The following is a 26,370-nucleotide window of genomic DNA, read 5'->3' as shown; positions in this document are numbered from 1 at the left end:
CGGGGCCGACATTCCCATTCCGTGTGCCGTAATCAGCGGTAATCGGCACGCTCCCAGCAAGCCACAAGAAAGCTAACGAACTCTTTCTCCCGCCGCCGTCCGGGCGCGCGCCCCACGCGTTGAGGTTGGATCAATGTGAAGCGCAGCGTGGGCACTCGCCATCTGCTGCTTTGCTGAGCTGCCGTGCGATCTCTTGCCTGAGGTCTTGCGTTTCCCAATTCGCGGCATCGCTCCTAACGATCGGGATGGCAGGCTCTCACCTTGATGCTGCAAAGCCCCCTCGGGCCAGCCTTGGCCCCTTGGGGGCTGGAGGGGACAGTGCGGGGCCAAGGCGGTCCGACGGATGGCGCTGAGGAGCGCCACGCAATTGAGGCTGGTCCCAGTCGGCGAAATCGCTGTGTTCACTTGTGACCGGGACAGCTACTTGTAATGTTCCAACATAGGAACATGGCGGCTGGCTATGAGACATGCAGGCCCAGTCTGAGAAGCTTCGCCGAGGCGCCGCTGAGTGCCCCCTTATTCGCGACTTGGCGACTGATCCCAAGAAGCGCGAGCTGTTTGCCAGATGGGCTGAACACCTTGACGTGCTCGCATCGGCAGTGGAGCAAGTTATTGCCGACAGCGGTGGTACCGACATCGCTATGACACATCAAAAGCGGCCATGCGGGATCGTCACGACGCGCTGCCCGGATGGGCTGGCACTGTGAAGTGGAAAGTCGCGCCATGGGGCGCATTGGAGGTCACCCACAAGCGCCCGGCATGCGCTTCGATGATCGAGCGGCAGATCGATAGTCCCATCCCCAGACCGCCAGGCTTCGTCGTGTAGAAGGGGTCGAAGATGCGCTTGAGAGCGTCCGGGGCCAATCCTGGTCCCGAATCCTTCACCGCCACGATAATGCCGTCAGGTTCGGCCCTAGCGGTCGTAATGAGCACGCTTCGCGATCCCCTCGCGACCGTGCCCATGGCTTGGATGGCATTGACCATCAGGTTGAGGATCACTTGCTGCAATTGGACGCGATCACCTTCGACGAGTGGCAAACCGTCTCCGAGTTCCGTCTGCATCGCGACGTCGTTCTTCACCGCCTCGCTGCGGGCGAGCTCGACCACGTCCCGGATCGCCTCGTTGATATCCAGGCGATCCTTCAGTGGCGGTGCTTTTTTGATGAGATCACGTATGCGCCCGATGATGTCGCGGGCTCGATCAGTGTCGTTCACAACATAACCGAGCGTATCCCTGGCTCTCCCGACATCCGGCGGGTTTCTGTCCAAGAAATGCAGGGCGGCATCGGCATTCATCGATGCGCCGGCGATCGGTTGGCTTACTTCATGGGCGATCGAGGCCGTGAGCTCACCCATGGTGGCGAGGCGGCTCGCATGCGCCAATTCCCTTTGCACCTCCCGCAAGGTCTCTTCGGCTCGCTTGCGCTCGGTGATGTCCCGTCCGACGCCGCGGTAACCGATGAAGCGCCCTGCATTGTCGAGGACCGGCAGTCCCGAGATGGACACGTAGCGTTTGCCGCCGTCAGGCGTAGGCCTCGCCAGCTCGAAATCACGGAACGGAAGGTGGGCATCGAGAGTCTCCCGGTGCTTGCGCCAGGCCTCCGCGTCGGGCTCCAAATAGGGCACTTCCCACCGCGTCTTCCCAATTTCAGAGCCAAGCGCGGGCGCGTCGGCAAGACCCTCGCCGAACTCCTGGCGGGTGAAGCGATGCTGCGTATCGGATTCCCAGTATACGTCGAAGGAGAATTGTACAAGGGTGCGAAAGCGCTCCTCGCTCTGCCGCAGAGCCTCTTCCGACCGTTTGCGTTCCGTCAGGTCGACGACAAAAGAGACGCCGTAATCTCGTCGCTCGTCGAATGCAGCCATGCCGATCAACACGGGCACGCGGCTGCCGTCCTTGCGGAAATATTCCTTCTCGAACGGCTGCACGCTCCCCATCATCTTTAGCTCCGGGATCCACAATCGCATGTGGCGGTCGAGCCACTCCGGCGGTGTAAGGTCAGTCCAGCGTAGGGGGCCCGAAATGAGATCCTCGCGATCGTATCCCACGATGCGGAGAAACGCATCATTCGCCTCCAGAATCCGACCTCCAAGCTCCCAGATGATAATCCCGATGATGTTGGCCTCGACCAGGCGCCGAATCCTAGCCTCGCGTTCTGCGAGATCCTGGTACAAGTGAGCGTTCTCCAGCGCGATTGCCGCCTGCGAGGCGAGCAGCTTTAGCACCGCGATCCGACCCGGCGCGAAGACGTGCGCAGCCAGATTGTTTTCCAGGTACAGCACGCCGATGAAATTGGCATGAGCGATCACCGGCAGGCCGAGCACGGAGCGCGCTTGGCGCTGAACGATGTAGGGATCCGCTGAAAACGGTTTCTGGGCTGCGGCATCATCGAGAATGATGCTCTCCCGCGTACGCAAGATGTAGTTGAGGATCGCCTCCGGCAGGAGCGCTGCAGTCACGGGCTCGTCGCGCAGCTGCACGACGACCGTGTCGCCGTCGGTGGTCGCTTCGGCGGCAATTCGCAACTCGGTCCCGTGCGACAGAACCAACAGGCCGCGCTCGGCGCCCGCGTGCTCGATAGCGGTGCGCATGACGGTGATGAGCAGCTTCTCCCGGACGATTGCGCCCGAGACCGCTTGCGACAACTTGATGACGGTGGCGAGGTCGAGCTGCTCCAGGGGGGTCTCGATCGTGCTCGTCGGACCGGGCGCCGCTGTTTCCTCTGCCAGGTGGGCATAGACGCGGTCGAGTTGCCGCACCTTGCCATCAGCCCCCCACCGCAAATAAGCACGCCGAGCGTCGGCCAAGTACGCTCGAGCGATTCTCTCAAACCCGCGCGCCGCGTAGAAGCGTGCGGCGAGTTCGTTGGCAAGCGCGTCGTTTTGAACAAAGCCATTGGCGCGGGCCGAGCGGATAGCGTGTTCATAGAGGCGCTCGGCATCGAGTTCGCGGCCCTCCAAGCGGGCGACCTCCGCCTCGACAAGCGCAGCGCGATTCTCGAAATTCTCCGGACAATTCTTTGCCCAGATTTGGATCTGTCGCCGGTGCACCGCCAGTGCCGCGAGGTACTCCCGGTGCTGGGCAGGCGCGGCGGAGGCGCAGGCCATCGCGAGGGACAATGCACCATAGAATTCGTATTCGGCAGTTTCGAGCTGCGATATAGACGTCCACAGCAGCCGCTGCGCTCTTTGTGACGCCTCAATCGCAGCCGCGTAGTCGCCTGCAAAAAAGCGCGCCTGCTGCTTTCGGATCCAATACCAGCAGTCCGCTCGCATGAGGTTGGCATTCTCGGCGAACCGGCGCTCCGTCTGAAGCTCTTCAAAGTGCTCATCGTCGAAGGAGCCGAATTTCGACGTCAGCCCCCGCAGGGTTCGGATGAGCTGCAGTTGGCTGACGACAACGTCAACGACCAGCCCGAACTGTGCCGTTTTCGCAAACGCGAGGCCACTCTCGACTTCGCGTTGCACCTCGGCGAGCGGGTCACCAGCCGCGAGCAGATTCGAATTCAGATTGACGCGGGCGTACGCGGCGAACGTGAGATCACCGGTTTTGTTTGCGACGTCGAAAGCCCGAAGCAGCGAATCACGCGCACTCCGGACATGTCGCGTCCATGGCGCGAGGTGCGCTCCGAAGAGCATGTAGGTCTGCGCATGAAATCGCGTCAATCCGCGCCGTTCGACCAATTCATATCCGAGCAGACCAAATCCAAATCCCGCCTCGTAGTCGCCGAAGCGAGGACCGGCAATCATCCCAAGCCTCATATAGGCGACGCACGAGGCATCGCAGTTTCCGTGTTCAAGGCTGAGATTAACCGCTCGACAAACGGTCAAGGAAAAGAGGTTCAAATCCGTGAATAGTGCAGGCGGCAGCAGCCTGGTTAGCACGCCCAGAGTCGCGAGAGACATCGGATCACTCATTAAGGGCAGATCAATCAAATCTTCGATACGGCGCCCGCCAAGTTGGGACCGGACGCGGTCGTATTCACCTCGCGCCTCCTCCTCCGTCGGATGGGGCGGCCAGTCGATGGTCAGGTGGCGGAGGTAATCGAGAGCAACAGCAATTGCATCGCTACTCCGATCGAGCCTCGTGTACAGGTCAATGCGCAGGCATGAGACCGTGGCTAACTCGACAGGCCCGGCCGCACGGGCTGAGAGAGCCATCAGGCGTCGCTCCGCTTCCGCCAGCGCGCCGGTCAGAAACTCGCATTCTGCCCGGTTGATCTCCAGGGAGAAGGCCAGTTCATGCCTGCTCTCCCAGCAATCCTCCAGCAACAGGGCCGCGCCGGCTTTGAGATAAGTCAGTGCCGAGACATAGGCGGTGGACGCTTTGGCGCGCTTGGCTGCGAGCAGGTTGAGCTCGGTCAGCTTCGCTCGTTCGTCTCGTGAGGTGATCAACGCAACGCCGCGGTTGAGCTGATTGACAATGTCGAAGATCACGTCCCCGTGCTGTTCTGTGGGAGTATTCGCCACGAGCAGCCGGCCGATGGCGAGATGGGCTTCCGCACGCTCGGCTTCCGGTTTGCTTGAATAGGCGGCTTCCTGCACCCGGTCGTGGGTGAATTTGTAATACCTTTGCCGTCGCTCGACCAGCTCCTCGTGCGCGGCTTCCCACAGCGCTGCGTCGACTTCAGCCGCCGATCTTCCCAGAACAAGGGCCAACAGCGTGATCGTGGCGCTGTTACCGAGACAGGCGAGCTGCTGCAACGCTGCCTGCGTGTTGGCCGGAAGGCGCGCGAGTTTGCCGACCATGAGGTCCACCACATTGTCGGTATAGCCCTTGGCGCGAATGAGATCGAGATCCCACGTCCAGCACGACGACATATGATCGAACGCAAGCAAACGCTCCTCGACGAGCTCGTGAAGAAACTGGATGGCGAAGAACGGATTGCCGCCCGCTTTCTCCTGCACTATCTGCACCAGGGACGCGGCATAACTCGGCTCGCAACGCAACGAGTCGGCGATCAGCTGCCCGACATGCTCGGTGGCAAGCGGCGCTAGCGCGATCTCCTCAACCATGCCGCTGCAATTCTTGATGGCGGCGATCCTGCGCCGCAGAGGATGCGCGGCGTCGACCTCGTTATCGCGGTAAGCGCCGATCATCAGCAGATGGCTCACATCCGCCTGAGTCATTAGATCCTCAAGCAGGTCCAGCGTCGCCGAGTCTAGCCATTGCAGGTCGTCGAGGAATAGCGCCAGTGGATGCTCCGCTCGCGCGAACACGCCGATGAACTGCCGTACCACTTGGTGGAAGCGCCTTTGCGCATCCTGCGGAGCCAGGTCGGGTACCTGCGGCGGCTCGCCGATGATGAGCCTCAGCTCGGGGACGAGGTCCACCAATAGCCCGCCGTTCGGGCCTAACGCCCTGTGCAGGGCATCGCGCCAGGGCGCCAGCTCGACCTCACTCTTCGCCAGAAGGCCCCGGAGCAGGCCGCGGAACGCCTGCGCCAGTGTGGCATAGGGAATGTCGCGCTTGTATTGGTCGAATTTGCCGTCGGCGAACAGGCCGCGCGAGGGTACCAGCACCTTGTGCAGCTCGTTGACGACAGCTGACTTGCCGATGCCGGCGTATCCCGAGACCAACACCAGCGCAGGCGTGCTGCTCTGGACCATGCGGTCGAAGGCCGCGAGCAAGACTTCGATGTCTCGCGCGCGCCCATAGAGCGTCTCGGGGATGAGCAGCCGGTCCGGGATGTCGCGCTCGCCCAGGGGGAAGTCGTCGATCCCCTGCCGAGCCTCCCAGGCGGCGAGGCAGCGCCGGAGATCGCTCTCCAGACCGGCCGCAGTCTGATAGCGCTCCTCGGCGGTCTTGGCGAGCAGCTTCATGATCATTGCCGAAAGGAAATTGGGCACTTGCTTCCGACGCACGGCGGGCGGCACAGGCCTCCTGGCGATATGGCAGTGCACCCATTCCATCGGATCGGCTGCGGTAAAGGGGGGCGCGCCGGCGAGCATCTGATAGAAGGTGACGCCCAGCGCGTATAGATCACTGCGCGCGTCGATCGAGCGGTTCATTCGTCCGGTCTGCTCGGGTGCCATATAGGCGAGGGTGCCGGCGATGGTTTCAGGCGGTTCGGGTGATTGGCGCTCGCGCGGGAGTCGCGAGGCAATGCCGAAACCCGTGAGTCTGACTTCGCCGGTCGCGCTATTCACGATGATGTTGTGCGGCTTGATGTCTTTGTGCACGAGCCCGCGCTGATGGACCTTGCCAAGAGCCGCCGTGATGTGGACGGCGAGACGCAAGAATGTTCCCACTTGCATGGGCGCTTGGAGCTGGCGCTCCAGCGGCTCGCCGCCGGGGTCCTCGAGCAGCAGCACGGGCCGGCCGCCCTCACTGACAAGTTCGAGCGGCCGCAAGGCCCACGCGCTGTCGAGCTCGTCCTTTAGTGCATATTCGTGAGCCAGGCGATCCCGGCTCGTTGATGGGGCATGCTCGGCGGGAAGCACGGCCAGCACAGTTTTGCGGCCACCATCGGAGCCCTGGCGCGATGCCCGGCAAAAGATGCGGTCGTCGTCCTCCCATAACGCCTGGAAGTCGCTGTCCATGCGCGCCGAACCGAAAGACTGGGTTCAACTGCTGGCCTCTACGGCACCCGATGTCGGGTGGTGAGATACCTGTTGAGCTCGTTGAATAAAATCGAGCTTGCCACAGATGGAGCGGCGTGGCCAGCCGAGCTAAGCTCGCCTACAACGGAGCGGTCCTGAATTCTGGCTGCCGATCAGGTGCGGCATCGGTCGAACGCGGACAGGCGTTCTGTCTTGCAATAGATCGATGAAATTCGTCCGATCGTCATTTTTTCAGAAGTAACCCCATTTCTCGCGCCATCCGCTCGACTGAGCCGACATGCCGGCGAAGGGCTGCGGCAATCTCCGCCGCGCCGTACCGCCGGCGGCTCATTACCGAAAGCTTCCTGCGTTCGAGGTCGCTCCATTCCTTCGGCTTCGATGCTTTCATGTTGTCATGTTGCCGCAGGCCCGAGGCAGGCGACATTGGGAAATTTACGGGTGCCATGCGTGGATCGTCGAGGAGCGCCTGTCAGTATTCCGGCGGTAATCGGCGTGGGTGGAATGGCGGCTTAGCTTCGCGATCCGTTAGGATTTCGCTGGTGGGCGGATGGAGTCTGACAGACGTGCTTCCCTAACGCTAATCCGCACGCTCCTATTGACTCGCATCACGAATGGGCAAATCCTTTCAACAACGGCAATTGCCATCGCCCATTTCAGCACTACCGACTTCGGCGCCCCAACTTTTATCAGCGCCATCCGAGCAAATTTGTTCTGAACAGAAACGGAGGGGCCGATGCGCGCGCTCGCCTTGAGAACCGTCTCTCTTCTCGCCGTCGCTACCTTGGGCTCGATCTCAGCCACGCCTGCCGTCCGCGCGGAAGACGGGACCGAAGAGCAGTTTGGCAAGGTTCACTTCCAGACCTCCTGCAACGAGGTGGCACAACGGCGCTTTGACCGCGGGATGCGCTATCAGCATTCGTTCTGGTACCGCCCCGCGAAAGAGATTTTCGAGGAGACGTTGCAGGCCGATCCGGAATGCGCGATCGCCTATTGGGGCATTGGCTTGAGCCTGCTGTACAATCCGCATTTTCCCGCGCCGAAGGAGAACCTCACCGAGGGCCTGGCCGCGCTGCAGAAGGCCAGGGCACTCGGCGCCAAGAGCGAACGCGAGCGCGACTACATCGACGCGCTGCTCGCGTTCTATTCGGGCGACGAAACGACGACGTTTGGCCAGCGCGCACAGGCCTATCTCAAGGCAACCGAAGCCGTCGCCGCGCGCTATCCCGACGATGACGAGGCGCAGATCGCCTACGCCATCACGCTCAACGTCACGGCGTCACCAAACGACAAGACTTATGCCAACCAGCTCAAGGGCGCTGCCATCCTGGAGCCGATTTTCAAGCGACAGCCGCGGCACCCCGGCGTGGCGCATTACCTGATCCACCTCTACGACTATCCGGCGATCGCAGAACAAGGTCTCGACGCTGCCAAGCGCTATTCCGAGATCGCGCCGGCGGCGCCGCACGCTTTGCATATGCCCTCGCACATCTTCACGCGCGTCGGCTACTGGAACGAATCTATCGAGGCCAATAGCCGTTCCGCCAAGGCTGCCAAGGAGGGCAGAGACCCCAGCGAGCAGCTGCATGCCGACGACTACATGGTCTACGCTCTGCTCCAGCTCGCGCAGGACAGCCGAGCCCACGACGTCATCGCGGACATGGTTGCGACGACGGGCTATGCGCCCGCCGTCCGCGCCGGTCCCTACGCGATAGCGGCCAGCCAGGCGCGCTACATGGTCGAGCGCGGCGATTGGCAGGGCGCGGCCGCGCTGAAGGCCGAGCCGAGCCGCTTTGCCTATGTTGATGCGATCACCTGTTTCGCCCGCGCTCTTGGCGCCGCGCGCTCCGGCAATGCAGACGCCGCGACGGCGGACATCGCCAAACTGGCGGAGCTGCGGGACAAGCTGCAGCGGGACAAAGATGCCTATTGGGCGGAGATCGTCGACATTCAGCGGCAGGTCGCCACCGCCTGGCAGCTCAATGCCCAGGGAAAACAGGCCGAGGCGTTGGAAGCGATGCGCCTCGCCGCCGATGCCGAAGACAAGACCGAAAAATCCATCGTGACGCCGGGACCGCTTGCCCCAGCACGCGAGCTTTACGCGACCATGCTGCTGGAACGCGGCATGGCGACGGAGGCATTGGTCGCGTTCGAAAGTACCATGCGCAAGGAGCCGAACCGATTTGGCGCGACGATCGGCGCCGCTCACGCCGCCGAGAAGGCGGGTGACCTTGTGAAGGCCCGTCAATACTACGCGAAAGTCGTCGACATGGCGCGCAATGGCGACTCCTCGCGGGAGGACCTCGCGGCCGCACGGAAGTTCATGGCTCAGAATTAGCAAGAGTGCCGCGGCAGGCTACCATGCGCCTGACAACCAAATTCGTTGCGATCAGCGCGGCCACCGCGCTGCTGTGCGCAGCCGCTGCGATCTGGATATTGCGATCCGGCGAACCGGCGCGCGCAACAGGGGCATCCGGCGAGGTCCGTCCGGTATGGACGGAAACCGACTGGCCTTTCAGCGCAGATCCCTGGGGCAAAGGAAAGGCGTTCCGCTGCAAGGCCGGGGATTGCGGGGGCGAGGTCCAGCTCTACGTTCGCGCCAAGCTCGGCTTTTGCAATTGCGCCACTGGCGTCGCCGACGATGGCGACCTCGACCAAATGGGCGACCTGGCGCTGATTGGCAAGGCAACGCCGCTCGGTGCCGGCCGAGAGATCAACGTCGGTCCGATGCGCGGCCGCAGTCGGGCCTATCGCCTTGAAGGAAATCGCAACGCAGCGCTCTCACTCGCCTTCAATCAGCGCTGCGACATGGTGGCCGCGACGGCCTTGGTTGGACCGGGCGCGCCCGCGTCAATGGAGCCGGCGGTGCTGGCGTTCCTCAATAGCGACCGCATGTTGAAATGGGCCGAGATCGCGCTTGGCCTATAACTCAGAGCGATTCGGCTTCCGTCGTTCGCAGAGCCATAGTACCCTCTAGATGCGCGCACCGAGCGCGCTGGGGTCACCGGTGCCGACACTGCTGTGCCACATCTTTGACCAGCAAACATCCGCAGGTGCGTAGTGCTTGGTGGAGGCAGAGGCGCTAGCTCCGTCGTCCAGGCAGAACAGCGTCTTGGCCGCGCTCGAGAAAAGGAGCTGCCGTAGCGGAGCCCCGATAGAAAACGGCCCCGACATCCACCCTACCAGGACGCCGAGGCCGTCAGGCCCTGAGCGCTTTGGCAGCGCCCGGAGCGGTCACAGCCTAGTCCGGCGCAAAACTCGGGTCTGTGCGGTTTCGAACATTCGTGCGCGCTGACGGCGCCGTGTCCACAGACACGGATGGCTGAACCGTACGGCCTGTGGCCAGCCGCTGGCACCGGATCGATCGGCGGCGGCTAGGACAAGATGACCGGGGTGGTCGCGAAACCCCGGTCCAGCTCCTCAGGCGGCACCGTCCGAAACTGCGGCCGGAGACTCTGATGTGGTCCAACCGGCGAGATGGCTACCTATCACACGGTGAATAGCGACTAATTGGCAATTATGAAGAACCAATATCCCGTTTCGGTTGTTGATTAATGCGCGATCCGAACAACGGCTTTATTCTTCGCGCCGCGCATTGGTCTAGAACCGCGGGCCGAAACAACATGAAGGACCTCAGGCCACGATTAGAGAAGCTTCGCTCTGACGCCAGAGAATTCGCCCTGATGAGTCAGCGGGGAACGGACGTTGAAAAGCGCGAGCCGTTTGAGCGCTTGGCGGATGAACTTGCCATAGAAGCTCTTGAGCTCGAGCAGATCGTGAAACAGAAAGAGCAATCGGATCCCAGCGACCAGCACGAGGTCGTGGAATTGCGGCGTCCGGAGCGGAAGCGCGGCTGACACGGAAAAGAGGCTAAGCCGTCGCTTGTCTTCCTTATCAGCCCGCGTGCATAATGATGTTTGAGCATAGCTCCGTCGAGGCCAGTCCACGACGTCTAATGCTGTCTTTGTTCCAGCTCTTTGAGTAAGGCGTGGAGAAACGCGCTGGCATGGTCGTGATTTGCATTGTCGTCCGCCACGCCACGCGCGCATGGACTGAGCACGCTCCCGACAATTTCCGGTCCCGGTGCCTCAATGCGCTCTGACCAATGATCGAGGAGATCATTGGAAGTGTCTCGGCCGGAGGTAAGTAGCTTCAGCAGCCGAGGTGCACGATCGTGCTGCTTGCTAGGTCGGCCCGCGCATGCATAGAGCGCGAACAAGCTTCGGAAATCATCGCGGGATATTGTTCGCATGAACGTCCTTCGATGTGAAAAACAATGCTCAGTAAATCACAGTGCCAGTATGCGCGTTTTCCAGCCAGCAGATATATAGCGAACGTGCTAGGTTGCCTGTCGATTCAGATCCAAGCTGGGCCCGGTGGTCGCAACTTAGGCGACCACCGGGTTTCCCCGCGCTGATATCTGATATCACTGGATGTCAGTTTTTCTGCTTTGGCCGCACGTGTCCGTTCGGTTTACGACTCTCATGTTGTCTGACAGCCAAATGTAGCGCGGGCGCAACACCCAGTTGCCTCGCCTGGTCTTGCAGAATGGTCGCCATCCTGGCTTTGAGGCTCGTGGGTCTCGGTCCAAAATCGGATCGCCATAAAATCAACCTGAAGAAGCCGCTGAAGGATGGACGACACGCCACCGCAACTCTGGTTCGGCCTCCGTATAATTGCGGGCGGCGCTCGCTTTGCGTTGGACTGTGGTTTGCGCAACAGCAAAGCGCATCGCACCGAATTCGGACACGCGAAATGGTTCGTTAGCTTTCCTGTGGCTAGCTGGGTGCGTGCCGATTACCGCCGATTGCGGCACATTGGAATGGGAATGCCGGCCCCGGCTGTTGACCCCATCCTGCGGCTGGGGCCGTTTTGAACTTTCGCAGCATCGTTCAAACCCGGTCCACAACCATGCTTAGAGGCGTTGCTATCGCGCTATTTGGAATGGGCATCTTCTCGCAGCTTGATCGCGCGCTGTTCTATGGCCGCCATACTGACGCCGCGCTCAGGCTGATGCGGGAGATCGGCCGAGGCTTTGGGCTGTAGAGTGGCCTGCGCGAACGCAGCGCTTCAAACATGATGACCGCCGTGCAAGTCATCGAACGATGTCACTCCTCAAGGGAGAATTGCATCGCCCATCGCCGACGCAACGGACTCGTCGCCTCATCGGTCATGGGGATGCTTCTATTTTCTGAGCGAAGCTTCCGCTTCCTCCACGTCGCAGCAAGCTATCGTGCAAGTGGTTCAGTCCCCAGACTCCAACGAGAGATAGGCCTTTGTCGCACACGGCGACCTAGTCCAGGTCCAAATCCGGCTTTCGGAGCGCCTATCTTCGTCGTACGATGCATCCTCCCAAAGCTCGGGGTGAACACGAGACGGCGCGAATTACTCGGGGTGCAACGGTGCCCTGTTCGTCCCGCTGGTTCTGACGCAATCCGCGGGGATTGAACAGCAAGTCGGCCAGCTCGATCGCACGTGCCGTCTCTTAGTCCGCCAGCAGAATGCTGTGATCAATTGGACCTGAGTGCATCTGCCAGTATCCATCTAGCGATGTTAGATCCAGAGATCAAAAGTCAGTTTCGATAGACGAAGCATTTGCCTAGTCCAGGACGTGGACGATGTCCAATCCTCGATCATTAGCTCCCGAGACAAATTCCAGCCGAGGTGTCAGCTACGTCGGTAGTCTGGTCGCAATCGGCGCCATCTATCTCGTCTTGGCCAAAGGTGGGCTTGCTCTCGCCTCCATTCATCCCAGTTCAACGCCAATTTGGCCGCCGACAGGTGTCGCGCTGGCGGCGGTGCTGTTGGGGGGATATCGGACCTGGCCAGCAATTTTTGCGGCAGCGTTGATCGCAAATGCGACGACGGCGGGCTCGGTTGCTACCGCAATCGCGATTGCGGCCGGTAACGCTCTTGAAGCGGTTGTAGGCGCTTATCTCATTAATCGGTGGTCGAGCGGATGTAACACGTTTTCAACCCCCGATTCTGTCGCAAAGTTTGCGGTGATCTGCGTCGTCATCGCGACGCCGATCAGCGCCAGCATTGGACTGACCAGTCTGACAATCTTCGGGTACATCGAACAGAAGAGTTTCGCCGACGCGTGGATCACCTGGTGGCTGGGAGATGTGACAGGCGCACTGGTCATTACTCCCGTTATCGTGCTTTGGGCATCAAGCCGCTATCATGACTTCGAACGCCATGCGCTTCAGGAGACGGTCGGCGTCCTCACGACAGCGGCGGTTGTTGGACTCATTGCTTTCAGCCCTTTGATCGAGCAAACGCCCGGCCGAGATCCACTGGGTTTTCTGGCGATCTTGCCGATGTTGTGGGCGGCGCTGCGCCGCGGTCCACGCGATACCGCGACGGTCGCCCTGATGCTTGCGGGCATCACGATCTGGGGCACGCTCAGGGGTGGCGGCCCGTTCACAACTGCGGACCTTAACGCATCGTTCCTGCTGGTGTTGATGTTCTTGATCAGCATTACCGTTCCAAGCTTGTTGCTGAGCGCCGATGTCGAGGTACGCAAGAAAGCGGAGGAGCGTCTGCGCCGCGCGCGCGTCGAACTCGAGCAGAAGGTCGCAGAGCGAACGCAAGAGCTGGAGCTCGCCAGTGCCGCAAAATCACGCTTTTTTGCCATGGCAAGCCATGATTTGCGGCAACCGTTACATGCATTAGGGCTGTTTGTTGCCCAGCTGCGCACGCCGCTCGAACCGGGGGAGAGGGCGAGGACGATCGAGCGGGTCGACGCAACACGCAAGGAAATGGACGAAATGTTCAATTCGCTGCTGGACATTTCGAGGATCGATGCCGGGATGCTTAACCCTTACATTACCGAATTCCCGATCGGGCGCCTGTTGCAGAAAAGCGAGACGGCGTTTGATCAGGCGACGCGTGAAAAAGGCTTGCGCTTACGCGTCAGGCCAAGTGCGGCTTGGGTGCGGAGCGACGCCATGCTGCTCGAACGCATACTCCTGAATCTGGTGTCCAATGCTGTACGCTATACGTTGCAGGGCGGGATCCTGGTCGGATGCCGTCGGCGCGGTGAAATGCTGCGCATCGAAGTATACGATACCGGTCCCGGCATTCCCGAGGATCAAAAGCAGAATATCTTTGGCGAGTTTTTTCAAGTTCCTGCTCCGGAGCAGAACCGGTCCGGCGGCCTGGGGCTCGGCCTAGCCATTGTCGACAGGCTTCGCTTGCTTCTCAACCATCCAATTGAGCTCGCTTCGACTGTGGGGCGCGGTTCGCGATTCACGATCCTGGTTCCGAAGGTCGACGAATGCGTCAGAGCCGCAGCGCCCGCCGACTTACCACACCCCGGTGCTTTTGCAGTCGACGGCAAGGCAATTCTTGTTATTGCCGATACTCCCATCGTGCAGGAGGGAACGGGCGGATTGCTCAGCAAATGGGGATGTTCGGTACTTGCTGCCGGATCCGACGAAGCCGCACTGGTTCGACTTGCTGAGCGCGAACAACGCCCCGACCTCATCATCTCGGACTATCATCTCGCACGCGGGAAGACCGGAATCAGGGCAATTGAACAAATCAATGCCGCGTTTGGCTCGTCAATTCCTGCCATTCTCATCAGTGGCGATACAGCAGCTGAACCACTGCGGGACGCAAAGGATAGAGGATACGTTTTGCTGCATAAGCCGGTTGACCCAATGCAGCTCCGCGCTGTCATGCACAAGCTGTTTAGGGATCACGATGGTGGGAGAGACGCTGGGGCAGTTTCATGATCCAGATTTCGGCGGCCACTCCCAGCCCATTTTTCCGACCTTTATGATGGCCTCGGTGCGCGTCGCTACGCCGAGCGCCTTGAGAACGACCGTGATGTGATTCTTCACCGTAGGCACTGCCATATTGAGTATCCTGGCAATGACCTTATTGCTCTTCCCCTTCATCAGGAGCGCAAGTACTTCAATCTGCCGATCGGTCAACCCGACCCCCTTGAGCGAGTCGGGCGTCACTGGCTTGTTTGCATGCCGTGGGCCCGCCGTCTTCTCCAGTATCTCCAACGGGATGTAAACTCCGCCGGAGAACACCAATTCAATAGCCTTGAGCATCACCTCGCGTTCCGTGGTTTTCGGAATGAAACCCAGCGCGCCGAATTTGAAGGCGCGCCTGACTGTGTCTTGATCATCGGAGGACGAGAGAATGACGACAGCAGTCCTCGCATAGCGATCGCGCAGTTCGCAAAGGACGGAGAAGCCGTCGCGATCAGGCAAATTGATATCAAGCAAAATGAGGCTGATGTCGGGATGCTCTTCGACGATGTGCATGGCCTCCCGGCCGCTCGAAGCTTCGAATATGACGGCTTCTGGCTTTAGTTGCTTCAGGACGGCGTGCAGCGCGGCCCGAATCAAGGTGTGATCGTCAACAACAAGCACCTTCATAAAAAAGCTCTCCGTCTTCTAGCCGCCCGGAGATCAATAGAAAATCATACACCCACCTTCGAAATCGTCCATCTTCCATCTCGGCTCCGGCCGGCGGTTCGCCGTCAGGTAAGAAGGGAGCGGACTAGGTGTAGCGCGCAGCTCGCGGGCCCCGCAGGACGGACGGTACCTTGGTCATAGGACCTAGGCACCTCGCTGTACCGACCTCCGGCCGATTTACAGGCTGCGGCGCTTGCACGATGATGACGACAGTCAGCCACTTCACCAGAGGGTTGTGCGCAGCCCGGCCATATCATCATTGCCGCAATTGCTGTCGTGGCCGGGTCGGTGTGAAGCAATTCTGGACTGCGGCGCTGTCAGAATCCCGCAGCGTGCTTTTTGTTACATTCAGTTCCTCTCGATCGTTCCTCTCGAAGCCTGCGCGTACCCTGGACGAGGCAAGCCAATGCAGGATCGGACCGCATTCCCGAAGCTAATTGCGGGCGCTCTGCCGGAGCTCAAAGTCAACAGCCGCGACCTTCGCATTGATGCCTGCCGCGGCATCGCGCTCTGGTGCATCTTTCTTGATCATGTCCCCAATAACATTGGAAGTTGGCTGACGCTACGGAACTACGGCTTCAGCGATGCCGCGGAAGTGTTCATGTTCGTCTCGGGAGTCACCTGCGCGCTGGCCTACGGCAAAGCACGGAGTTGCGAGGGGTGGACCAGCGTGATCCGCCGGACCCTGCGGCGAAGTTGGGACATCTATGTCGCATTTCTGCTGCTGACGCTCGCCTGCGCCATCTTGGTTCACCTCGCAGGCGGGGACCGTCTTGCTGATGAGAGCAATACGCGCATTCTGTTGGACCAGCCGGGTTCGGCGCTCGCCCACGCAGCGATCCTGCAATACCGTCCGGTCAATACCGACGTATTGCCGATCTTCGTGCTTCTCCACCTCATTTTCGCGCCGTTGCTGTGGTTGCTGCTCCGAATGCCGAACGTGACGCTTGGCGGCTCGCTGGCGCTTTATGCGCTGGTGCAAATGTTCGGCTGGTCCATGCCGGCGTGGCCGAGCGGCCATTGGGCTTTCAATCCACTGGCCTGGCAGCTATTGGCGGTTCTTGGTGCGTGGATGATAATCGAGGGCGAAAGAGTGCGCCCCTGGCTAACGTCTCGCACGGTGCTCGTGCCTGCCGCTTTCTATCTGATCTTCAGCCTCGTCATCGCATTGAGCTGGAGAATCAAGCCGTTGGAAGCGTTGATCCCGCAGGGACTGACCAAATTGGCTTACCCGCCAGACAAATCCAATCTCGATCCGTTGCGTCTATTGCATTTCTTGGCTCTAGCGGTTGTGGCGGTATGGTTCGTGCCACCCAATCGGCAAGCATTGACGAGTGCGGTGATGCGCGGCGCCATCCTCTGTGGCAAGCACTCGTTGCCAATCTTCTGCCTCGGCGTCCTGCTGACGCTCGCTAGCCTCCTGGCGCTGCTCGACATATCGGAAGGGCTTGCGATGCAGATCACGCTCAGCGTTGGTGGGATCCTCATGATGATCGTGGCAGCGACGCTGCTGAACTTGGTCAAGATCACGCCCAGGCTGCAGCCGTCTGTTGCTCTGGCTGCGGGCGTGCCCGTCCAGCCGGACGCCTGGGGCACCGTTGGCTGGCGCCCCTTGGAGGCGTTTCGCCGAGGACTGCGCGAGCTCGGATGGGCCGGCGGCCGGAATCCCGTCATCAATTGCTGGTTCGCGGATAAGCAAGCCCACCGGGTGTACCAGGTGTTTGGCCTCGCAGATGGATTATTACGGCCGAAGGCGAATGTCATCGCGGCGTCGCCGACGCCTGCAGCGACGGCGGCCAGGAATGCAACAGCGCCCATTGCATCGGCGGAATATGGCTTTTGACACATCGGCACGGAAAAGTTCCGGCAGACCTAGAGCCGCTCTGAGAGATCACTAGGAGGTGAAGGACCGCGTTTCTTCGCAGCGTGAGGCGGAATGTTTCAGCAACGGGAATCGTACGGTTCGGTCGCCATTTGGCGTTCCGCCGTGCTGCTCATGCATCGAGCCATTTCCCCAAGGTCACAGCACGCACCCGCAGCGGGCAGATTGAGCATAGGCCAAGAGCCGAAAGTCAGCTTTAGCATGCGCTGTGCAAAAGCGATCGATGATTGGGGTTACTTTGTCACTGTAGCCGCGTTGCCAGTGTCCGAGCCCGTGCAGAGCGCTCTCCTGACAGGCAATCGAGTTGAGGTGAAGGATGCGCTCCATCGTGCGGAGCGCGCAATCGTGGAGAGTTGGCAGGTGCGGATCGTCGGCAAGAGCCAAGCACGGAAATGCATCCCACCACATATAACAGACACAGTTTAGCGTCCCGGCATCGGCTTCGCTCAGGTGGGACAAACTGGGGGTGCACCGCGCTTCGAACAATTTGGCAAAGAGTTCTGCGATGGACTTGACGCAGCGGACACGATCTTTGATGGGCACATCAGTTGAACAAAGCCATCTGTTATCGCCGCTTGCGCTGGTATTGACAAGGTAGGTTAAGCCTTGTGCGATTTGGCTGTCAGCAAATCCCTCTAGCGCGGTCTGCGGGTCTTCAAACAGCCGAGTGAGATAAGACACGGCTTCTGCTGGTGGCGGGTCCCACCAATCATGCTCGGGATCGAAGTACCAAGGTGCTTGCTGAAAGCGAACCTCGCGTCCAAATGCGTGCTCCAGCCAATCATGAAACGAGAGCGTTTGCAGGCGCATCACAAGGGCCGCCTCCCCGGAAGGCATGAAACTCCCTAATGCTATGCTAGGTCCGGGATCACGCCAAGGCGCGAAATTTTTCAGGCAAATGCCTCCTACGATCAATAGATGAATGAGATCGGTTCTTCACCTTGGGCCGATCGGCCAATTCGCCCATTCAGGCAGCTCCTGATTGTCATCCCGCTCGCGCGGCGCAAGGGGAGGCGCGCCACGGAAGTCCGCCGGATATATTTCCGTGCTCGCGGCCACGCGAGTCCCTATTCGCCAGCGAAAATTCCCTGCTCCGATGAGGCCGCGACGCTCGGGATTTCTGGCAATTTAAGGTACTTCTCGCCAATTCTCGTTGCCAAGGCGGGGCCTGCGGTGGGCGTTTTCCCTGTAAATCTCCCTGTTCGCAGGGAATTGGCGGCGTTCGTGTTTGCCGCGGATGGTGGCTGACACATGCGCGGTTCAGCACCTCGGTCACGGTCCCGAGCTGGATGATGCAAATCAAGCAAGTTGAGAAACAAGCGTGACCAGCTCCGACTGGCGGTGCGCGCCCGTCTTCGAGAAGATCGACTTGAGGTGGTTGCGCGCGGTTTCGCGCGAGATCCGCAGGTGCTCGGAAGCGCTGGCGAGCGATGCGCCGGTTGCAAGCAGGGCGGCCAGGCGGGATTCCGCCGGGGTGAGATCGAAGGCCTGGCCGATCAGCGCCGGGTCTGGCGCCGGGCGTGGAATGAGGTTGGACAGGATCAGCATGGCGCGGGCTCCGAGGAAGACGGAGCGTGCCGCCCCGTCCACCGGCAGGATCCGCAAGACGACCGGTGGCTTTGTCGTCCGGCGGATCAGGATCGGAGAGGCGGGGATGGCGGAGGCGTCGGGCGTGGAGCGCACCGCGCTGACCAGCTGATCGAGCCTTGTCATCGCATGCTTGTCGCGAAGGATGAGGCGCCGCTCCCTGATGCGGATCTCGTTGTCGAATCCCGTTTCGGCTGCCGCGTTGGTGCGCAGGACCATTCCTTCCCGATTGAGGATCAACGCGGGCTGTCGGACCCGGTCCAGAACATCGGTCATCGCGGTGAGTGCGGCCCTGCCGACGACCGTCGCGAGCGTGGCCGTCTCGGTCAGGCGCGGCGCCAATTGGGCAAGCAGTTGCTTGTCGGCGGCCTCGAATGCGCCTTCGCGGCCGGTTCGCTGGATCGTCAATGCCCACGCTGCGCTGTCAGCCCAAAAGCCGATGCCGGCAAACCACCGGAATCCGGATGGAAACAGCAACTCGTTGTACATGGGATCGGCGCGAATCTGCTCCGGGGTCATCACATCGAGGTCGGTCACGACCTCGCCCGCCATCATGCGCGGAAAAGCCTTGGCGCGCGGGTCCCTCAGGTGCCAGTTATTCCTGAAGTAGAGCTCGGTGGCCTCAGCAATCGACGCCGTGCGCGGAACGTCCGGGGTCCGGATATCGCTTTGAAGGAGCAGGGCCGCCGACGCGCCCACCGCCTTGCAGATGTCATCCATGATGTCGCGCCATGCTTCCGGATTCACGGCGGCTTCGCCAAGTCGATTGAGGACCTTCGACAGCTCCGCATCGTCGATTTTGTCGACTTTCAAGCGCGGCCCCCTCCGCCTAACCCAACGCATTTCGTTGCGAGCCCGCATGCATCCCTGCTGCATGCATGCAAGTCCCCGACATTTGGGGCCCCGGAATGCGTTTCCCTGACCGGCGATGCTTCGTGAGGAGGCGGCTCGAAGCAAGCCCCCCTGCCTGTTTTTCCTGAAAAATCGCACTTGACGAAAGTCTAGCGGATGGCTGCGGGAGGCGGCGGCGCCCGGACCGGAATGACCCATTCGGGTCATGCGTCCATATGTGCCGGCGCTATTCCATGGAGGAGGAATATTTGCCGCACCAGGAATTGAGATGACATTGCTTTGCTTGAGTAAGTCGGATCTCGGCGACGGCTTTCGGCTCCCGATATCGATCCGCGGGGATATCGGGGCGCGTCAGAGTGACGCAGTTCGCGTTGGCAGGCGCGGCGCGAATTGCTCAGCCGCGCTATCAACGGTCGCAATCCATTTTCTCGGCAGCTTAAGCGATCTGGTCAAGGCCAGCCGGGGAGGCAAGGCGATCGCTTCATTCCATCCCGTATTGTGCTGCAATTCGGCAGAGCTTCGATCTCCTGGTTTGCCGAAATCGGGCGCAATCGCAAACCTGGGACGCGCGCTTTCTCGGCTGCGCAGTTCGATTCACACCGCGCTTAAGGTTAGCAGCTGTGCTGTCTTGACGCAGTCACGCAACAATGGAAACAATTTGCAATTATCAGAAGTCCTTCGTCGCTCCGTGACAGGACTTCGCCGTTCGACGTCGGGCAACGACGCCTTGTCGAATCGATACCCGATACAACCATAACAAGACCATTTCATTTCCAACTCGCGCCGTTGGGCTGACGGCGAATTTTTGAGCATCAGAACGTTAAGGGGGGGCTCGCCATGAGCGACCAGACGACTTTGCGCGCCAGTTTTGTCTCGGAGTCCGCGGCCTATCGCAACACCTTTGGTTGGTACAACAGCTCAACAGGGCTCGGCGGAATTCTGTTTGCAAATGCGGATTCGCAAGGGGCTGGCGCCCTCACCCCCGGTGTCTCCTATGTCGACTTCGCGGTGAACACCGCCGATCTCGGCAAGATCCAGTTCTTCCTCATTCCGGACGGCGCGGCGCCGGGCCGCAACGATGCCGACGATCTCTCCGGCGCCATCAAGGTCATCAAGCTCTCGGACGGCACCTGGGCGGTCGCCGATGTCGATGCCAACGGCAACGTCATCTACGTTGCCGGCAAGCCCGATCTGCTCACGGGCGCCGGCGCCAATGCGTTGTTCACCGAGACCTCCAAGAACGCGGGCGGCGTCGATTATGCCTCCTCGGTCACGGGCAGCCAGCAGACGGCAGCCAAGCTCGCCGGCGACACCGCCGACGGCGCAACCGGCACCATCGCCTGGGAGGACACCGCCGCGACGCGCAGGTCCAACGGCACCTACACCGCGCCGGGCGACGCCGACTACAACGACGCCGTCTTCCAGGTTTCGCTCGTGCAGAAACCGGTCGCCAATGCCGATGCGGTCACGACCGGCGAGGATGCCGGCGCCACCGCGATCAACGTGCTCGCCAATGATACCAACCCCGCGGGCGGGACGCTGCGCGTCACCTCCGTCAATACGCACGGAATTTTGGGGACGGTCAGCATCGCCGCCGACGGCCACAACATCGCCTATACGCCGGGCGCGGCGTTCCAGTCGCTGCGCGCCGGCCAGTCCGCGAGCGAGACCTTCACCTATACCGTAACCAACAGCGCCGGCCTGACATCAACGGCGACGGCGACCGTCACGATCCAGGGCGCCAACGATGCCGCAATCATCGGCACACCCTCGGCTGCCGATGTCACCGAGGATTCCCGCAATCCGACCCCGAAGCTCAGCGGGACGATCGCGATCTCCGACGTCGATCAGGGCGAATCGGCATTCAAGACCACCGTGGTATCCGCGGTGGGCAATTTCGGCACCCTGTCCCTGAAAGCCGACGGCAGCTACACCTATTCGATCGCCAACAGCGCCGTTCAATATCTCGGCGCCGGCGAGACCAGGGTCGAGACGTTCACGGTCAGCGCGCTGGACGGCACGACCAAGCAGGTCTCCTTCACGGTTCACGGCACCAACGACGCCGCCGTGATCGGCGCGCCTGCCTTCACCACCGTCACCGAAGACGCGAGCACGCCGACGCTGTCGGTGTCAGGCACGATCTCGATCTCGGATGCCGACCAGAACCAGTCCACGTTCCAGGCCGGCGTGATCACAGGGCAGGGCAATCTGGGCGCGCTGACGCTGAATGCCAACGGCACCTACAGCTATTCGGTCGCCAACAGCGCCGTGCAATATCTCGGTGCGGGCGACACCAAGGTCGAAACCTTCACGATCAAGTCGTTCGACGGCACGGCCAAGCAGGTCTCTTTCGTCATCAAGGGCGTCAATGACGCCGCGGTGATTGGTACAGCCACGGTTCACGACGTCTACGACAATCCGTCCGCGCTCGTGCTCACCGCGTCCGGCAGCATCGGCATCACAGACGTTGATCAGGGCGAAGCGGCGTTCAAGCCGGCCGTTGGCTCCGCTGCCGGCAATCTCGGCTTCCTGCTGCTGTCGAGCGACGGCAACTATGTCTACGTCGTGGCCGAAAGCGCTGCGCATAATCTGGCGGCCGGCGCTGTCAAGGTCGACACTTTCACCGTGACCGCTGTCGATGGCACCACCAAGCAGGTCAGCTTCACCGTTCACGGCCCGGCCGGCGGCAATCACGCGGCGACGATCGGCGATCCCACCATTGCCGATGTGACGGAAGACCTTGCGGCGAACAACGCCGGGAATCTGACCGCGGTGGGCAGCATCTCGGTCAGCGACCCGGATGCGGGCCAGTCGTCGTTCCAGGCCGGCGTGCTCACAGGGCCGGGCAATCTCGGCACGCTGAACCTCTCGGCCAACGGCAGCTTCACCTACACCGTCGCCAACAACGCCGCGCAATATCTCGGAGCCGGCGAAACCAAGATCGATACGTTCAGGGTCACCTCTCAGGATGGCACCTCCAAGGACGTCACCTTCACGATCCACGGCGAGAACGACGGCGCGACCATCGGCAATGTTGGCGATCACGACGTCACCGAGGACGGCCAAGTGACAGCGTCCGGGCAGCTGTCCATCGTCGATGCCGACCAGAACCAGGCCGCGTTCCAGGCCGGCGCGATCACGGCACCAGGTAACTTCGGCACGGTGACGCTGCTGGCCGACGGCCACTACACCTATTCGGTCGATAACGCCGCTATTCAGCATCTCGGCGCCAACGACACCAGGACGGAGACTTTCACCGTCACGTCCGTCGACGGCACGACCAAGAACATCAGCTTCGATATCCATGGCGCGGAGGACGCGCCGAATCTGAGCGTTCAGGACTCATCGGGCGCCGCCGACGGAAACATCACGCTTCACATTGCCGCCGATAAGGTCGACCTGAGCAGCACCTTGTCGGTGAAGATCGAGGGGGTTCCGTCGAGCTTTACGGTCCAGAACGGCGCAGCGATCGGGGACGGCGTCTGGCTCGTGACGGGCGACTCCATTCAGAACGTCGTTCTGATCCCGAACCACGCCGTCGGCAGCGCTGATCCGTTCACATTGCAGGTCACCGCCATCTCCGACGACGGCGTTCATCAGGCGGTGAGCTCGGCCCAGCTCTCGCTGACCGTGACGTCCGGTGCCAACGAGATCAACGCGCTGGATATCGACGGCTATATCGGCGGCGCGACCGTATTTGCTGACGCCAACAACAACGGAATACTTGACGCAGGCGAGGCGTACACGACGACGCGGGCTGACGGCAGCTTTACGCTGGCGGGCGGCTCCGGTCCGCTCGTGAGTATCGGCGGTGTCGATATCTCGACGGGGTTGCAGGTCGCCGGTGTGCTGAGGGCGCCGGAGGGCTCCACCGTCATCACTCCGCTGACGACATTGATCGTTGCGCTGGTCGATAGCACGGCAAACGACGAGCACCCGCTGACGGTGGACCAAGCCGTCAACGCCATTGCGGCCGCGTTCAACGTCGATCTCGCCTCTGATCCCGCCAACCCCATTGACCTGCTGTCGTACGATCCGGTGCCCGCTGCGGTGAATGGCGATCCGACGGCAACGGCGGTGCTTGCGGCGGCTATCCAGGTCCAAAGCACCGTCGCCCAGGTGTCGGCCGTCGGCGTGGAGACAAGCGCGGTCATTACAGCCATTGCAACCGCCATTACGGCCTCTCTGAGCGGGCCCGGCGCGCCCGTCTTCAATTTGGCGTCTTCGGAAACGGTTCAGAGCGTCGTCACGTCCTCCGGCGTCGACGCGGCGGCGGCCGCGACGGTTATCGAGGTGGTTGCTGCCGCGAACGACAGCATTCAGGGGGCCACGAACGTCACGGAACTGGCGCAGGCCGGTCAGGTCGCTCAAGGCGCGGCCGCCGACCAGTTGGCTGCGACGGATTTTTCGGATCAACAATCGATTGATCAGCTCACAGACCGCTTTGTCGAAAATCTGGACACGGAGGTTTCGAATGCCGTGCTGACCCCGGTCGGGAATGCCCTGTTCGGCTCGCTCGGCGATGACCTGCTTTCGGGCGGAGCAGGCAACGATCTGATTGACGGCCAGGACGGCAACGATCGCATCAGCGCTGGTGACGGAAACGACATCCTCTTTGGCGGCGCCGGCAAGGACTATCTCGGCGGCGGCTCGGGTGACGACATCCTCGACGGTGGCCCGGGCTTCGACCGCGCCGTCTATACCGACGCAACCGGCGGCGTCACGATCAACCTCGCGGCCGGGACGGCGTCCGGCGCGGGCGTGGGAACAGACACCCTCGTCAACATCGAAGCTGCTATCGGCAGCGACTTTGCCGATACGTTCAACGCGGCGGGCTTCACCGGCGATGCACATGTCCCGGGTAGCCCCGTCGGCTACAACGAGTTCGAAGGCAAAGGCGGTGACGACACCATCATCAGCAACACCAACAGCCAGGGTGCGGAGCTGACGCGCGTCTCCTATGTCAGCGCCACCGGGGCGGTGACGGTGGATCTCGCCGCCGGCTATGCACAGGGTGATGCATCGGTCGGTCACGACACGCTCGTCGGGTCCGGCTTCAACGGCGTCTGGGGCTCTGCGTATAACGACACGATTCTGGGCAGCAACAATCCGATGTTCACCGCGGAGGTGTATTCGGGCTTTGCAGGCAACGACTACATCGACGGCCGCGGTGGCTACGACCGCGTGGACTACAACGTCGATCCGAACACCACGACGGGAATTACGGTCAATCTCGCCGCCGGATCTGTCACTGGCGACTCGACCATCGGAACCGATACGTTGCGCGGGATCGAGGCGATCCGCGGCACCAACTTCGCCGATACCTACAATGCCACCGGTTTCGGCTCGGGCAGCGTCAATGCCGGCTCGAACGGGACGTTCAATGAGTTCACCGGCAATGGCGGTGACGACATCGTCACCGGAAACGGCTTCACGCGGCTCGGTTTCAACAACGCGACGGCTGGCGTCCAGGTGGACTTCGTCACGGGCTTTGCCACCGGCGATTCATCCGTCGGAACCGACCAATTCAGCGGCGTCAACGCCGTTCAGGCATCGATGTTTGACGACATGCTGCTGGGCGGGGCGACCAACGACACATTCACCGGCCTTGCCGGCAACGATTATATCGACGGCCGCGGCGGCTTCGACGTCTCGTCCTACAACAACATCTTCTTCATCACGGGAAGCATCACCGTCGACATGGCGGCCGGCATCGTCACCGGAGATGCGTCGAACGGCACGGATACACTTCGTTCGATCGAAGGCATTCAGGGCACCAACTTCGACGACACCTACGACGCGACCGGTTACGGCGCGAGTGGGGCCAATATCGGCAACAACGGGACCTTCAACCAGTTCGAAGGGCTGAGTGGTGACGACGTCATCACCGGTAACGGCAACACGCGTCTGATTTTCGCCAACGCGACCGGCGGGGTGACCATCAATCTCGCGGGTGGCACCGCCGCCGGCGACGGCTCGACCGGTCACGACACGTTCACCGGCGTCAACAGCGCCACGGGCAGCACTCTTGATGACGTTTACGACGCAACGGGTTTCACCGGCGCCAACGGGAATTTCAACTCATTCCAGGGCAATGCCGGAAACGACACCATCGCCGGCAATGGCAATACGCAGATCCAGTATGGCAACGCGACCGGCGGTGTGAGCATCAACCTCACCGCGGGCACGGCCGATGGCGACGGCTCGGTCGGCCACGACATCATCACCGGTGGCGTGTTCAACGTTCTGGGGTCCAACTTCAACGACACCATCGTCGGCAGCGCCAGCAACGATGGTCTCTCCGGCAGCAACGGCAACGACACCCTGGATGGTCGATCCGGTAACGACTTCCTCAGCGGTGGCGCCGGTGCGGACACTTTCGTCTATTCGAGCGGCGGCGGCTTCGACTTCGTCCAGGACTTCGTCCATGGCCAGGACAAGCTCGATCTGACCGGGGTCTACGGCATCTTCAGCCTCTCCGACCTGCAAGCGCACGCGGTGCAGAGCGGCCCCAACACGGTCATCACCTTCAGCTCGGGTGACGGCCTCACGCTTCAGAACGTCAATCTGAGCAGCTTGACGGCGAGCGATTTCCTGTTCGGCACGCCGGCCGCGCCGATCGTCGGCGACGAGAACGCGAACGACCTCGTCGGCACCGCCAATGCCGAATCCATCAGCGGTCTCGGGGGCAACGACCGCCTCCAGGGCCTCGGCGGCAGCGATCTCCTGGACGGCGGCTCCGGCTTCGACCGCGCCATCTATACCGATGCGACCGGCGGCATCGCCGTCAACCTCGCGGCCGGCACCGTCTCGGGACCGGGCGTCGGGACGGACACGCTGGTCAACATCGAAGGCGTGGTCGGCAGCAACTATGCCGACACGTTCAACGCGACCGGGTTTACCGGCTCGACCGGTCTGCCGGGCGTGGCCGTCGGCCAGAGCGAGTTCGAAGGGCGCGGCGGCGATGATAGCGTCATCGGCGATCTCAACGCCCTGGGGCAGGCGGTGACGCGACTGTCCTATCTGAGCGCGACCAGCGCGGTCACCGTCGAC

The 26,370-nt window shown here is 61.5% G+C and carries 11 protein-coding genes; 6 read left to right on the top strand and 5 right to left on the bottom strand.

Annotated elements, in window-relative coordinates; all coding sequences use genetic code 11:
* Positions 1-672: 672 nt before the first annotated feature.
* Both RAD10_RS23015 and RAD10_RS23010 read right to left on the bottom strand, forming a co-directional pair.
* Positions 673-6,543 carry an AAA family ATPase gene (locus tag RAD10_RS23015; RefSeq protein ID WP_461619336.1) on the bottom strand — a complete coding sequence of 1,957 codons (5,871 nt, stop codon included), beginning with the start codon at positions 6,541-6,543 and terminating at the stop codon, positions 673-675.
* A gap of 244 nt (positions 6,544-6,787) precedes the next feature.
* A complete protein-coding gene (locus RAD10_RS23010) occupies positions 6,788-7,009 on the bottom strand; it encodes a hypothetical protein (RefSeq protein ID WP_461619335.1) in 222 nt (73 codons plus the stop codon).
* 288 nt (positions 7,010-7,297) lie between these two features.
* Here RAD10_RS23010 and RAD10_RS23005 point away from each other — a divergent pair, with 288 nt between their 5' ends.
* The 4 genes from RAD10_RS23005 (at position 7,298) to RAD10_RS22990 (ending at position 14,300) form a co-directional block, all read left to right on the top strand.
* Positions 7,298-8,899 (top strand): hypothetical protein, encoded by a 1,602-nt coding sequence (locus RAD10_RS23005; RefSeq protein WP_461619334.1) that lies wholly within the window; start codon positions 7,298-7,300, stop codon positions 8,897-8,899.
* A 23-nt stretch (positions 8,900-8,922) separates the two neighbouring features.
* Positions 8,923-9,489, top strand: coding sequence for a hypothetical protein (locus RAD10_RS23000; protein ID WP_461619333.1), 567 nt, complete (start codon positions 8,923-8,925; stop codon positions 9,487-9,489).
* Positions 9,490-10,115: 626 nt separating this feature from the next.
* The gene (locus tag RAD10_RS22995) at positions 10,116-10,418 is read left to right on the top strand and encodes a hypothetical protein (RefSeq protein WP_461619332.1); all 303 of its coding nucleotides are present in this window, start codon (positions 10,116-10,118) and stop codon (positions 10,416-10,418) included.
* A gap of 1,761 nt (positions 10,419-12,179) precedes the next feature.
* Positions 12,180-14,300: an MASE1 domain-containing protein gene (locus RAD10_RS22990; protein ID WP_461619331.1), complete on the top strand. Its 2,121-nt coding sequence runs from the start codon at positions 12,180-12,182 to the stop codon at positions 14,298-14,300.
* Here the strand turns inward: RAD10_RS22990 and RAD10_RS22985 are convergent.
* Entirely contained in the window at positions 14,295-14,957 is a 663-nt protein-coding gene (locus tag RAD10_RS22985; RefSeq protein ID WP_461619330.1) for a response regulator, read from the bottom strand. The genes RAD10_RS22990 and RAD10_RS22985 overlap by 6 nt on opposite strands.
* A 445-nt stretch (positions 14,958-15,402) precedes the next feature.
* Between RAD10_RS22985 and RAD10_RS22980 the strand changes: the two genes are divergently transcribed.
* A complete protein-coding gene (locus RAD10_RS22980; RefSeq protein WP_461619329.1) occupies positions 15,403-16,839 on the top strand; it encodes an OpgC domain-containing protein in 1,437 nt (478 codons plus the stop codon).
* Between the two features lie 177 nt (positions 16,840-17,016).
* On the opposite strand, the gene RAD10_RS22975 is transcribed toward RAD10_RS22980, so the two are convergent.
* Positions 17,017-17,688, bottom strand: a complete 672-nt coding sequence (locus RAD10_RS22975; RefSeq protein WP_461619328.1) for a hypothetical protein — start codon at positions 17,686-17,688, stop codon at positions 17,017-17,019.
* Positions 17,689-18,177: 489 nt separating this feature from the next.
* Positions 18,178-19,278 carry a helix-turn-helix transcriptional regulator gene (locus RAD10_RS22970; protein WP_461619327.1) on the bottom strand — a complete coding sequence of 367 codons (1,101 nt, stop codon included), beginning with the start codon at positions 19,276-19,278 and terminating at the stop codon, positions 18,178-18,180.
* A gap of 876 nt (positions 19,279-20,154) precedes the next feature.
* Between RAD10_RS22970 and RAD10_RS22965 the strand changes: the two genes are divergently transcribed.
* Positions 20,155-26,370, top strand: a 6,216-nt coding sequence (locus tag RAD10_RS22965) for a VCBS domain-containing protein (RefSeq protein WP_461619326.1), incomplete at its 3' end; no start/stop codon positions are given.

Source organism: Bradyrhizobium sp. 23AC, from assembly GCF_054863025.1.
Note: the sequence above shows the minus strand (reverse complement) of the source record. Positions and strands in the feature narration are given on the sequence as shown.

Bases quoted from the DNA above. Each gene is read 5' to 3' on its own strand.
- RAD10_RS23015 (WP_461619336.1), bottom strand. From the start codon at position 6,543: ATGGACAGCGACTTCCAGGCGTTATGGGAGGACGACGACCGCATCTTT.
- RAD10_RS23010 (WP_461619335.1), bottom strand. From the start codon at position 7,009: ATGGCACCCGTAAATTTCCCAATGTCGCCTGCCTCGGGCCTGCGGCAA.
- RAD10_RS23005 (WP_461619334.1), top strand. From the start codon at position 7,298: ATGCGCGCGCTCGCCTTGAGAACCGTCTCTCTTCTCGCCGTCGCTACC.
- RAD10_RS23000 (WP_461619333.1), top strand. From the start codon at position 8,923: ATGCGCCTGACAACCAAATTCGTTGCGATCAGCGCGGCCACCGCGCTG.
- RAD10_RS22995 (WP_461619332.1), top strand. From the start codon at position 10,116: ATGCGCGATCCGAACAACGGCTTTATTCTTCGCGCCGCGCATTGGTCT.
- RAD10_RS22990 (WP_461619331.1), top strand. From the start codon at position 12,180: ATGTCCAATCCTCGATCATTAGCTCCCGAGACAAATTCCAGCCGAGGT.
- RAD10_RS22985 (WP_461619330.1), bottom strand. From the start codon at position 14,957: ATGAAGGTGCTTGTTGTTGACGATCACACCTTGATTCGGGCCGCGCTG.
- RAD10_RS22980 (WP_461619329.1), top strand. From the start codon at position 15,403: ATGCAGGATCGGACCGCATTCCCGAAGCTAATTGCGGGCGCTCTGCCG.
- RAD10_RS22975 (WP_461619328.1), bottom strand. From the start codon at position 17,688: ATGCGCCTGCAAACGCTCTCGTTTCATGATTGGCTGGAGCACGCATTT.